General features: G+C 46.1%; 9 protein-coding genes. 5 read left to right on the forward strand and 4 right to left on the reverse strand.

The features are described 5' to 3' along the window. The first annotated feature begins 6 nt into the window (after window positions 1-6). On the forward strand, window positions 7-1,644 hold the full coding sequence (gene pfaD / locus L4D76_RS04870) for an eicosapentaenoate synthase subunit PfaD (protein ID WP_428439815.1): 1,638 nt from the start codon (window positions 7-9) through the stop codon (window positions 1,642-1,644). A 115-nt stretch (window positions 1,645-1,759) separates the two neighbouring features. Here pfaD and L4D76_RS04875 read toward each other — a convergent pair whose 3' ends face one another. Together L4D76_RS04875 and L4D76_RS04880 are read right to left on the reverse strand one after the other, a co-directional pair. Further along, window positions 1,760-3,742, reverse strand: a complete 1,983-nt coding sequence (locus tag L4D76_RS04875) for a methyl-accepting chemotaxis protein (protein WP_428439816.1) — start codon at window positions 3,740-3,742, stop codon at window positions 1,760-1,762. A gap of 578 nt (window positions 3,743-4,320) precedes the next feature. Next, window positions 4,321-5,286, reverse strand: a complete 966-nt coding sequence (locus L4D76_RS04880; protein ID WP_428439817.1) for a transposase — start codon at window positions 5,284-5,286, stop codon at window positions 4,321-4,323. A 375-nt stretch (window positions 5,287-5,661) separates the two neighbouring features. On the opposite strand from L4D76_RS04880, the gene L4D76_RS04885 reads away from it, so the two are divergent. The 3 genes from L4D76_RS04885 (at window position 5,662) to L4D76_RS04895 (ending at window position 8,938) form a co-directional block, all read left to right on the forward strand. Next, window positions 5,662-6,114, forward strand: coding sequence for a hypothetical protein (locus tag L4D76_RS04885; RefSeq protein ID WP_428439818.1), 453 nt, complete (start codon window positions 5,662-5,664; stop codon window positions 6,112-6,114). A gap of 199 nt (window positions 6,115-6,313) precedes the next feature. Further along, on the forward strand, window positions 6,314-8,161 hold the full coding sequence (locus tag L4D76_RS04890; RefSeq protein ID WP_428439819.1) for a M3 family metallopeptidase: 1,848 nt from the start codon (window positions 6,314-6,316) through the stop codon (window positions 8,159-8,161). Between the two features lie 414 nt (window positions 8,162-8,575). Beyond that, window positions 8,576-8,938, forward strand: coding sequence for a MerR family transcriptional regulator (locus tag L4D76_RS04895; protein ID WP_428439820.1), 363 nt, complete (start codon window positions 8,576-8,578; stop codon window positions 8,936-8,938). 140 nt (window positions 8,939-9,078) lie between these two features. Here the strand turns inward: L4D76_RS04895 and L4D76_RS04900 are convergent, their stop codons facing one another. Beyond that, window positions 9,079-10,050, reverse strand: a complete 972-nt coding sequence (locus L4D76_RS04900) for an aldo/keto reductase (RefSeq protein ID WP_428439821.1) — start codon at window positions 10,048-10,050, stop codon at window positions 9,079-9,081. A 360-nt stretch (window positions 10,051-10,410) separates the two neighbouring features. Here L4D76_RS04900 and L4D76_RS04905 point away from each other — a divergent pair, with 360 nt between their 5' ends. After that, a complete protein-coding gene (locus L4D76_RS04905; protein ID WP_428439822.1) occupies window positions 10,411-11,055 on the forward strand; it encodes a LysE family translocator in 645 nt (214 codons plus the stop codon). 116 nt (window positions 11,056-11,171) lie between these two features. Here L4D76_RS04905 and treC read toward each other — a convergent pair whose 3' ends face one another. Further along, window positions 11,172-12,854 carry an alpha,alpha-phosphotrehalase gene (gene treC, locus L4D76_RS04910; RefSeq protein ID WP_428439823.1) on the reverse strand — a complete coding sequence of 561 codons (1,683 nt, stop codon included), beginning with the start codon at window positions 12,852-12,854 and terminating at the stop codon, window positions 11,172-11,174. Between the last annotated feature and the right edge of the window lie 12 nt (window positions 12,855-12,866).

The raw sequence follows: 12,866 nt of genomic DNA on the forward strand, positions 1-12,866 counted from the left end.
AAGAATATGACAACGCAAACAACCATGAATAACGAAAAGCTATCACCATGGCCGTGGCAGGTTGAAGAAAGTGCTACCCTCTTCGATACAGGTTCTATGGCTCAGATATTGAAAGATCTTAGCCGTGGCTGCTATCTGGTTAATCACCCGGAAAAAGGTCTGGGTATCAGTCAGCAAGCCGATCTGGTCTCTGGTGATAGCGCCAGTGCCGCCAACACCCATCCGGTCAGCGCCTTTGCGCCGGCGCTTGGCACCCAAAGCTTAGGTGACAGTGACTTCCGCCGTGTTCATGGCGTGAAATACGCTTACTATGCAGGTGCGATGGCCAATGGAATTTCTTCGGAAGAGCTGGTTATCGCGCTTGGTCAAGCGGGGATCCTCTGTTCATTTGGTGCCGCAGGCCTTATTCCATCACGGGTGGAACAAGCAATTAACCGCATTCAGGCCGCGCTACCGAACGGCCCTTATGCATTTAACCTGATCCACAGCCCTAGCGAACCCGCACTGGAGCGTGGCAGTGTTGAGCTGTTCCTGAAACATAAAGTACGTACCGTTGAAGCGTCTGCATTCTTAGGTCTTACGCCGCAAATCGTGCACTACCGTGCTGCGGGTCTTAGCCGTGATGCGAAAGGCGAAATCCAAATCGCCAACAAGGTGATTGCGAAAGTAAGCCGCACCGAAGTTGCCCGTAAGTTCATGGAGCCAGCTCCGGCTAAGATCCTTCAGGGTCTGGTCAATGAAGGCCGTATTACAGCAGAACAAATGGAACTGGCTCAGCTCGTTCCAATGGCTGACGATATTACCGCTGAAGCCGATTCAGGTGGCCATACCGATAACCGCCCACTGGTGACGCTTCTGCCGACGATTCTGGCTCTGAAAGAAGAAATCCAGGCTCAATACCAGTTTAAGACACCGTTACGTGTTGGTTCTGGTGGCGGTATCGGTACCCCTGATGCGGCACTGGCTGCGTTCAACATGGGTGCTGCTTATATCGTGACAGGCTCTATAAACCAGGCTTGTATCGAAGCGGGCGCAAGTGAGCACACGCGTAAACTGCTTGCAACGACAGAGATGGCCGATGTAGCCATGGCACCTGCTGCCGATATGTTCGAAATGGGTGTGAAGCTGCAGGTTGTTAAGCGCGGTACCTTATTCCCGATGCGTGCCAACAAGCTGTATGAAATCTATACCCGTTACGATTCTATCGAAGCAATCCCTGCCGATGAGCGTCATAAGCTGGAAACTCAGGTTTTCCGCTCGACCCTTGATGAGATTTGGGCGGGTACTGTGGCGCACTTTAACGAGCGTGATCCAAAGCAAATCATTCGTGCAGAAGGCAATCCAAAACGTAAGATGGCATTGATCTTCCGCTGGTATCTTGGCCTTTCAAGCCGCTGGTCAAACACCGGTGAAGCCGGTCGCGAGATGGATTATCAAATCTGGGCCGGCCCTGCACTGGGCGCATTCAACGCCTGGGCAAAAGGCAGTTACCTTGATAACTATCAGGATCGCCGGGCAGTCGATCTCGCCAAGCACCTGATGCACGGTGCCGCTTATTTAGCACGAATCAACCTGTTAGCATCACAAGGCATCAAACTGCCTGCTGAACTTGCTCGTTGGAAGCCGACAGAGAAAATGGCTTAAGAGTAAGATTCTAGAAGCAAGTTTCTATAGACTAGTATCAAAAAAGCGGCCTTCAAACGAAGGCCGCTTTACTCAGGGATTGCAAAGAATCTATTTTTGAATCCTGTTCAAGACGTTACACCCTGAACTGCAGAACCAGGGACTCCAGTCGCTGTGATAACTTAGTTAACTCAAGCGAAGCCGACTCGATTTGGCCTGCGCCATCCGAAGTTTGCATGGCCACATCATAAATAACATTTACATTCTGACTGACCCCATCGGCCACAATTGCCTGTTGTTCAGCAACGGCGGCGTTCTGGGTGTTCATATCATTGATTTTAGTGACAGAGTTCGTGATAGCACTTAATGCATCTCCCGCTTTTTGAGCCTGTTTCACAGCCACGTCGACCCGTTTACAACTCTCTTCCATCACCTGAACAGCCTCAGTGCTTCCTTCCTGGATCTTCACAATCATGGCCTGAATCTCAGTAGTCGATTGCTGGGTGCGTCCGGCCAGGGTACGAACCTCGTCCGCGACCACCGCAAATCCTCGCCCCTGATCACCGGCACGCGCAGCCTCAATAGCAGCATTCAGCGCCAGCAGATTGGTCTGATCCGCAATACCCCGGATCACATCTAGTACTGAACCAATATTCTCGCTGTCTGATTCCAGAAGATGGATCACCTCTGACGCCTTCTTGATCTCATCGGAGAGTTGACCTATCGCCTCAACAGTAAGAAATACCACATGTCTTCCGTCCACTGACTGTTGATTGGCATCAGCAGTGGAGCTTGCAGCTGCCTGAGCGTTGCTGGACACCTCCGCGATGGTCGCGGTCATCTCAGCAATGGCGGTGGCTGCCTGCCCCGTCTCCGATTTCTGTTGCTGGATGCCATTGACTGTATCGCGAGTGATGCAAGACATCTGGTTAGTTGCCGACTTGAGGGCATCCACCGAATCTTTCACCTCAGCTATAGCGCTGCGGGTCTTACCGACAAAGCCGTTAAACCCATTGGCAAGCTCAGCCAACTCATCAGAACCCTTAGTTTCAAGGGTTATGGTCAGATCACCCTCACCCTCAGATATTTTGCGCATCTGGGTAACCACTAAGTTCAGGCGGGCGAGTACATAGCGATTAAGGAACAATAATCCCATAACGATCAATAAAATACCAACGACAACTGCCGCCCAGATGACCCCTTGGGCTGTATCGACCTTAGGCCTGACCTCTTCGATCACAGTCTCAACCTTGGAAGCTCCACTCTCCTCCAGGATCTCGATTGTATCGAGCATGCTCTGGGTGATCGTAGCTAGATCCTCTTTGGCCTCCTTCAACTCTTCAAACTGCGTCAATACTTGTTCAAACTGATCGGTATAAGCTTTGAGCAGGCTTTGTAGGTCGCTTACGCTTTCAACCGGGATCAAGTGCGAACTACTCATGACATTAACCCCAGCTGAAACATCAGCCAGCAGTTTCGGTAACAGGGTACGCGCCTGGTCCGCTGATGGATGATTATCAAGGAGCAATGTTAGAATGTGCCCCCTGCGCAACAAGGCTATACGGTTCTCCATTACCACATCTGCGACTTCCCACATCTGCTGAACCTTGCTGTGATCCATACTGGATAGACTATCGGAATCCATATTCTGAACGACGGTTTCTTCCGCTTCCTTCAGCAAGTTATCAATTGCTGTAAGAGTACTGTTGAGCTTATTTTTGTCTTGCTCCAGCTCTTGGTGAAGTGAGAGCATGGCATCACGACGACTGCGGAATAAGTGGATCATCCCCTTCATTTTAATGGCCTGAGATTCAGCCATCAGACCGGAGGCCATCATACTTTCAAGGGCTTCACCGCCAAATCGTTCGGCCTTATGAATATCCTCAATGGCCTGTTGATGTGAGATCTCCGATAACAAGCTGCGCTGCATGGCGATCATCTCGGCCTGGATCCCTATGGTTGCTCCCATCGCCCCATCGGCAGCCTTCCATGCGGGTCCTGTCACAAAGCGCAGTGAATCAGAGACCATGTTGACCCCTCTAAACCCTGCCATGGCAGCTATGATGAGTATCAGCGCCATAATGCCTAAACCAATGTGAATTTTTTTACTTATGTTCATACTTCAACCTTCCCTGTTGTTGATGTATTGCAGAATGTTGCGGGGATTATTTCGACTTAATTAATTGATAACTTACACGAGTAAGAACGGTAGAACAGTGATAGGAGTCAAATTGCATAGAGCATGTATTATGCTTTATCTCGTTACGCTGGCGCGTCAAATATGCACAAACGACAAGGCAAAAGGCCATGCTGAGCGCCATGACTCTGTCGGGTAGGATAAAATTATAGTTGTGATTCTCATCTCATCCGCTTCCAGGCCTTCACTCCCCGCAATAAAATGTTCAGGATACATTTTATGATCCCCTTCTTCTTTTTAATCGTATCTTGCAGGCGTATCTTCGTGTGGCGTATCTGGCGTATCTTGGACAGGCATAGTTAATGGCGTATCTTGGACAGGCATAGTTAAAAGAAGTAACTAAGGCTGACATCATTAAGTTGGTCAAATACATCCGAAATAGCATTGTGTCTTTTCTTGCTTGTAATAGCCTGAACCTGAAGCAATTTTGGGGTATTGGGAGGAAGGTTTATTCTTCTGAGACCAGAATTAGGTGGTAGCTTTTGATCATCTAAGGCTATTTACGTGGTGAGTCTGTAACCCTGTGCCCGWGAACGGTTGAAACTTACCGTTGCAGCCTGAATGGATCGCGATGAGCCAATGAGCAACGCGCGCTGTCGTTCAAACTGGGTGCAGGCTTTTAACCAATTTTTCTGCTCAATATTTAAACGTTGCAGGATTGGCGGTGTGTTGGAGTCAATATACCCTGTTTTACCTTTGCGAAGCTGTCGACCTGTCCAGTCAACAAGCTCTATGTAATCAATCAATCGCATCGGGATCCCTTTGATGATGGCGTTGTTTGGGTTACCAATGAAAGGGTAAAGTGAAGGAGCCGTTAGCTTTTCATTTTTCAGAGCCTGAAGCCTTGCTCTTATCGACGTATAGTCAGACTTTTCTGGCGTTTTGGCAATGCCRGCACGGATGGGATTTAAATCGACATAGRCCATTGCAGCAGCCAGCGCTTGTTCATCCAGCAAKGCTTGGCACTTAAAGCGGCCCTCCCAGAAATGACCKGTACATTTATCTTCTTTATTCGCCTGTGTGGCGATATCTAAATTGAGCTCACGCATAAACCAGCTGAGGTTGGCGAGTCGAGAACGCCACTCGTCGATGATGGTTCTGCAGGCGTTGAATTCGGCGTCGCTTTTAGTATCACCAGTCAGCAACCGCTGGATCAGTACCGGTTTGTTATGAAGGGTACACCAGCGATCAATGATTTCCTGATCTGTTAACGCTTGTGCTTTCTCTTTATCAATATGCACTACCAGRTGGTAGTGGTTACTCATTACTGAGTAGGCRCAAATATCAATRCAATAAATGCTGCTGAGTTGTTTGATCTTCGCTTCAACCCACTCGCGACGGTGTTCAAAAGACGTTTCTGTTGCTTCATCGTAGCCACAGAGAAAGGTCCGCCGCACACAGCGTGAAACACAGTGGTAGTWGTGCGTTGATTCCAGACATATTTGTTGTTTTCTGGCAGTGGTCATGAGTCAATCCTTGCTGATGGAATAATGACCATAGTTCATATGCCAAACTTTAAAAGGGGCAGTGGATCAGATTGGGATTGATGTTGCTATGGAGTGAAACTAACAGGATTGATGGTTTCTTAAGTATGCCTGTCCCCTTTCTGCCTTTGTGTCCCCTTTCTGTTTGTTCGAAACCGGTAATACTCAATAAATGCAACAGGCTAAATGGACAGATTACCTAGTGGCAAATTCCTTTTGTTGTTCCTACACTTTTCTATACATTGGCCGACTAAAGGGAAATTAATACGCTGTGCTCTATGCCATGAAAACCAGGGGCCAATATAGGCTTTAACCGATCAACAAGATCACGAAAGTTTATTACTAAGGATATTTCCGATGGATAAGCTATTTCTACATCACGTCAAGTCACCATTTGCCGTCAGCGACCACCCCAAAGACCTCTTTGTGGTCAGTTTTTCCGATAATATCAATACGGCAGCAAAAGAATTACTGGCTAAAGAGTGCCTTCTGTACTCTCGCCACAAAAACTTGGCCCAGACCTTTATCAAACTGACAGAATCCTTTGAATTTAAAGCCAATATAAAAACTGTTGCCTTTATACTTCGATCGCTCGATAGCACGAGCTACACGTCATACCTGGATCAGATGAAGAAGCACTGTAATAACGATGCTGAGTATTACCAGGTACTGAAAAACCTCATTGACGATTACATACAAAAGGAATACGTGCCTGACAGCAACGGGCATTTCACCGATTATACGCCTTACCACGATTTTCATTGCAGGAGCAAAGCTTCTTTCGTTAAGAGGTATCGTTCCTATGATTAGAGCCCCGCATCAAACAGACACTTTATGTCTCAGTGCTCTCAGAGATGGATAGCTTTGAAAAATAGATCATTCATGAGGGGAATTCTATAATTTCATAGCGGTATGAATAAAATTTTCAAATAATATCGCTATTGTATTACCAGCGGATAGACATATAATATTTTAAATTAATCAAGAACTTATACTTACAGGGACGATAATGACCGCTACCGCCTACCTTGATTCACTGAACCAACGCTATTTATCTATTCATAGAACAAAAGAGGACTTCTTTTGGGAAACGTACATGGGTATCAGTGATGACCATGATGGTTCAACTAAAGCAGAAACAGAGTGGACTAAATTCTTAAGCGCTTCTTCTCAAATCACTGAGCTTAAAAAGCAAATAGAGGTGGCAAAATCGCTTGCTGACTCTGACGAGAAAACTCAAACCCTGATTGGATTAAAGGGCTGGCTCGCCACTTTTCAAGCTCATGCGCTAGAGTCTGAACAAGCACAAACGCTTAAAGCGGAACTGATTAAGTTCGAAGCTGATTTGTTTGAGAAAAAACAGAACTACGTCATGACGTATGTGGATGAAGACGGTAAAGATGCGGAAGGATCTTTGCCTGTGCTTGGTGCAAACATTCGTACCAGTGCCAACGAAAATGTTCGTAAATCATCTCATCAAGCCCTAGTCGATTTAGAGCAGTGGCTACTTCAAAACGGCTTTTTAGCGCTCGTCAAACTACGTAATCAGTTTGCAAAATCATTAGGATATGACAACTTCTTTGACTACTCCATTGTCAAAACGGAGCAAATGACGACTGCAGAGCTGTTTACTATTCTTGATGATTTTGAAGCAAGAACCAGAGACAGCCACCAAAATAGCTTAAATCATTTAGTTAAATCAATGGGCGCTCAATCTATACAAGGGCATAACTTTGTATACTCGTTCGCGGGTGATGCGATGCGCGACTTAGATCCTTATGTCCCGTTCTCTCAGTCTTTACGCCGATGGGTAGAATCATTTGGTCGCTTAAATATTGATTATTCTGGCGCTGAACTCACGCTGGATCTTCTTGATCGTAAAGGAAAATATCAAAACGGCTTCTGCCACGGCCCTGTCCCTGCGTTTTACGATAAAGGCAACTGGGTTGCTGCTAAGGTCAACTTCACCAGTAACGCCAAACCGGATCAAGTAGGCAGTGGATATGACGGGATCAATACCTTGTTTCATGAAGGTGGACACGCCGCCCATTTCTCCAATGTGAAGATGAATGCCCCGTGTTTCTCGCAAGAGTTCGCGCCGACCTCGATGGCCTATGCTGAAACGCAGTCAATGTTTTGCGACAGCTTACTAGGCGATGCCGATTGGTTAAAGCAGTACGCCTTGGATGCTGATGGAAACGCAGTGCCTGATGCAATCATTAAATCGATAATTGACAGTAAACAGCCCTTTAGAGCGTATATTGAAAGAAGTATTTTGGTTGTTCCATACTTTGAACGAACACTGTATCAACTGAGTGACGATGAACTGAGTGCTGAAACGGTGACAACGTTAGCAAGAGCGATGGAGAAAAAAACCCTCGGCTTGGAATGTAGCCCGCGTCCGTTAATGTCCATTCCACATCTTCTCTCCGATGAATCAGCATGTTCTTATCAAGGGTACCTACTGGCCAATATGGCGGTGTATCAAACCAGAGCCTATTTTACCGAGAAGTTCGGCTACTTAACCGATAACCCAGAAATCGGCCCGCTACTTGCGAAACATTATTGGCATGGCGGTAATAGCGTTAATCATAACACCACAATAGTAAACCTGACGGGTGAAGGGTTTAACGCCAAATATCTTGCGGATGAATGCAATTTATCTGCTGAGCAAGCGTGGGATATCGAGAAGCAAAAAATCTCAGCGCTTCAATCCAGAACGCAAACGGATGTTGCTTCTTTAAATGCCAGTATCAACATTGTTGATGGTGCTAACCAGATTGCCAATAATCTTAGCTCCGACAGTGACATGTGCCGCGAGTTCGAGCAATACATTGTGTCGACATACGGCCGATAAATAAAAAATGACTGCTCTGCGATTGTGGAGTAGTCATGATTTAAACTGGGGGATTAGCATAAGCAAGAATGATGGTTCCAAACAAGGAAGAGCTGATTTATTACATGACAGAAAATGCATCATGTATTAAGGGTCTGTTTATCTTTCAACATAATTGCTGCTGGAGACTATTTTTTCAGCTAACAAGGCGGAAGATATGCCATGTAGTTGCCCTACTTAAATATCTGACAACGCAGTTAGATGGAAAAATAGTCCCAGCCCTTCGGGTAAAGGCTAAAAAAGCTTCATACTGCGTTACTCAGAGCTCATTTAGAATAACTAAACCTCTCTCTTCGTGCCTTGTCTGAAGACTTTTTTAGTCTTTACAGCTGCAATGTTGAAAGATAAACAGACCCTAGTATGGAATTGGTATAAATGAGAATTCAGGAAGCAGCCCAAGTAAGCGGGCTAAGTAGTCATACCCTCAGGTTTTATGAAAAAAGCGGCTTAATTTATCCCATATCCAGGGATACTTCCGGGCACAGGTTTTATCGCGATCATGATATTCGCTGGCTGCATTTCGTGCAGTGTTTAAAAAGCACCGGCATGCCCCTTAAGGACATACAGCAATTTGCTAATAAAGTAAGAGATGCTGAAAACCAGGCGGAGCTGTTACTGCAAATTTTGCAGCAACATAAAGTGAGGTTGGACAAACAACTGGCAGAAACCCAGAAGTGTTTATCCCATATTGATTGGAAGATAAATCATTACCAGGATATTGTTGCTAAACAGAAATAGTTGCCAGCAGCCAAGGCTTGTGCCACTCACTTTTATATCTGTGTTACCAATTTATCTGTCGTTCATTGGTTATAAAAGAGCTGCCACTCAGATTTGAGTGGGCAGCTTAATTAAGTGGGTGTGCGAATGTATGCTATTTGCTATACAGGCTCTGTTTGCTGAGCGTCAAAAAAAGCATTGATGCGAGTATGATCTTCTGTGGTTAGGTTTACATCTGCCGCACCTAATAAGCCCGCCAGCTGTTTGGTATTTCTGGCGCCAATAATAGAGCCTGTGGTTGCCGGGTGAGCCAGCGTCCAGGCTATGCTCAAATGCGCGACCTCACAGCCCTTTTCCTCTGCTATCTGTCGTAATAATTCCACCAGCTGTAGATTTTGACTAAAAGCCGGATCTTTAAATCTATCGCTTTTATGGCGCCAGTCCCTTTTATCCAGCAGGGCAAACCTGGCTTTGTTCATCGTCCCGCTTAGCAGGCCTGAAGCCATGGTGGAGTGATGAATGGTGCCAACATTGTGCTGTTGACACCAGGGCAGCAAGGTTTCCTCTGCCTCCCGGTAGAGCAAAGAATAGGCTGGCTGATTTGATATCACAGGTGCAATGGCGCTGATCCGCTCCAGTTGTTTGGCTGAAAAGTTAGATACACCAATATGGCGCACTTTTCCCTGCTGTTTTAAATCAGCCAGGGTTTGCCAGGCTTCTTCAATATCAGTCTCAGGCCGGGGCATGTGGATCTGATAAAGATCAATCACATCAACGTCTAACCTGCTGAGGCTGTTTTCTACTTCTGTCAAGATGGACGATCTGTTTAAGCGATTAAGCAGCTCTGTTTCCCCTGGATTCCAGGAAAACCCGCACTTAGTAAAAACATAAGGTTTGTAGCTGGTTTGTTTTAATGCTTTATGAATGACTTTTTCAGCGTTACCCAGGCCATAAGCAGGGGCCGTATCTATCCAGTTAATGCCTAACTCTAATGCAGCATGAATGGTGTTAATCGAATCCTGTTCCGACTGTTTACCCCAGCCCCAATCGCCGATGTCTCCACCTATGGCCCAACTACCTAATCCCAAGCGGGAGATCGCCATATCCGAGTTACCTAGTATTCTTTTTTCCATAATTAAGACCCTGGTTATAAAGGTGAATTTCCGGCTTCCGTTTAAGCCATATAGGAAAAATACGGGTTAGAGCATGCTCTAAGTCAAGAGGTTTATTGCAAATACATTTGGGGGGGATTGAACGTGGTTTTTTAAGTACATTTATCTCGTTATGGGAAACAAAGCGTAAGAGCCATTATAGTCACCGTAATCACAGCAATTACGAAACATACCTTGCGACAATCATTAACAGTTTAAGTATGAACAACCAGCAATGAGCAAATAATCAGCGATTAAGGCCACTTATAATAAACAATGACTTTAATTATCTTGCCATCACTGTAAAATCCAGCCCTTCACTCTAAATTCAATATCAGAATAATGATCGATTTTTCTATACTGCCAGTGTATTTGACCGCTGTAATTGCCCTGTTGCTGATCCCAGGGCCAGATATGCTGCTTATCGCCAGCTCCAGCCTCAGCTATGGCCGTAAAGTGGGCGTATTTGCCAGCTTAGGTAACGCGACTTCAGGCCTGCTGCTAACGCTGTTAGCGGCAATGGGCGTATCGGCACTCATCGCGGTGAATCCAATAGCATTGCAAGTGCTTCGCCTGCTCGGTGGTGCTTACCTGCTGAAAATGGGGTGGGATTGCATGCGTACAACGCCTGCAGATACACCCGAATTAGAACAGCAATCCGGTATGGCAAAGACACTCTACCGCCGTGCGGTGATCAGTAACCTGCTAAACCCGAAAGCATTGATTTTCTTCGTCTTATTCTTGCCGCAGTTCGTATCAACTCAGGCGACAGCAACCTCTGGCGAACAGATGCTGGTGCTGGGTCTACTGCTCAATGTTCTTGGCCTGCTGTTTAACCTGTTTCTGGTGACTATGGTTGGCAGCTTAGGTCAGCCGTTGCTGAAGAATGAAAAATTTCGCACCAACCAGCACAAGTTTATGGGTCTGATCTTCTTTGTTCTTGCTATCTGGTTACTGGCTTCTCAGGTGCCGACGCCAACAATTTAACACCGACTAAGTACAACCAGATAAAAAAAGGCTTTAACCTCACCTCTTATCAGAGACTGCGGTTAAAGCCTTTTTGTTATACCACTCGATAAACTCGGTGGTTACTTTGGGGGTTATCAGTTATTTTCAATCAACAAGACACGGCATTCATAAGGTTTCATTACCAGGTGGTGGCTGGGTACTTGATGTTGATGATCAGAATAGTTACCCAGAATATAACGCCCTTTTTCAACATTAAGCGTCTCTGGTAGCTGGCATTCGGTTTCCTGACCATAGTAGTTATTGATACAAACTAAGGTTTGCTTATCAGACTGACGGCGATAGCAAAACAGCTGTGAATGTTCGGGCATTAAGTCAGTGTAATCACCGGTTGTGATCACGGCTAACTCTTTACGTAATTCAATCAGCTTACGATAATAGTGGAATACTGAGTCGTCATCCGCCACGGCTTTTTCGGCGTTGATTTCAGGATAATTCGCCGCCACTTCCAGCCATGGTTGACCTTGCGTAAACCCAGCATGCTCTTGGTCATTCCACTGCATTGGCGTACGCGAGTTATCACGGGATTTCTGCGCTAAAATAGCCAGCATCTCGGCTTCATTCACACCTTGCTGATTCACCATGATGTCGTACATATTAGTACTTTCCACATCACGGTACTGCTCAATTGAGGTATACCCCGGATTGGTCATGCCAATCTCTTCGCCTTGGTAAACATATGGCGTGCCCTGCATCATGTGCACAGATGTCGCCAGCATTTTCGCCGACTCGACACGGTACTGCTGATCATTTCCTAAGCGACTGACTACCCGCGGCTGATCATGGTTACACCAGAACAACGCCCCCCAGCCTTTATTGTGCAGCCCCTGCTGCCAGTGGCTGAATATTTGCTTAAGCTGAAGAAAGTCAAATGGCGCATTCGTCCATTTATCGCCATTGCGATAATCGGCTTTCAGGTGATGGAAGTTGAATACCATCGACAACTCTTTACCATCATGTGATGAATACTGCTGGCAATGCTCAAGCGTGGTTGATGACATTTCACCGACCGTTACCGATCCGTATTGCTGGAATACTGCCTCGCTGATTTCCTGCAGATATTCATGTACTCGAGGACCATCGGTATAAAAACGGCGGCCATCACCAATATCGTCATTCTGAAAGTCTTGTTGCTTTGAAATCAGGTTGATCACATCCAAGCGGAAACCATCTACACCCTTTTCTGCCCAGAAACTGATCACTTCTTTCACTTCGGCCCGAACATTTGGGTTTTCCCAGTTCAGATCGGCTTGTTCTTTAGCAAACAAATGCAGGTAATACTGACCAGTTGCTTCATCCAGCTCCCAGGCATTGCCGCCGAATTTAGATTCCCAGTTTGTTGGTGCCTGACCGTTAAGCGGATCTTTCCAGATGTAGTAATCACGATACGGGCTTTGCTTATCACCCAATGCAGACTTAAACCATGCATGCTCTGTTGAGGTATGGTTTACCACGATATCCATCACAATGCGGATACCTTTTTGATGCGCCTCGGCCAGTAACTGATCGAAATCAGCCATAGTGCCGAAATCAGGATTGATATTGTAATAATCAGAAATATCGTAACCGTTATCGATCATTGGCGAACAGTAAACCGGGGTTAACCAGATGGCATCGACACCCAGCGTTTTGAGATAATCGAGCTTAGAAATGATCCCTTGAATATCGCCAGTACCCTGACTTCCGCTGTCACAAAAGCTTTTAGGATAAATTTGATAAATAGTCGCAGTACGCCACCATTCATGTTGTTCTGTCATCATGCTTGTTTACTC

The organism is Photobacterium sagamiensis, assembly GCF_050337085.1.
GTDB classification, from domain to species: Bacteria; Pseudomonadota; Gammaproteobacteria; order Enterobacterales; family Vibrionaceae; genus Photobacterium; species Photobacterium sagamiensis.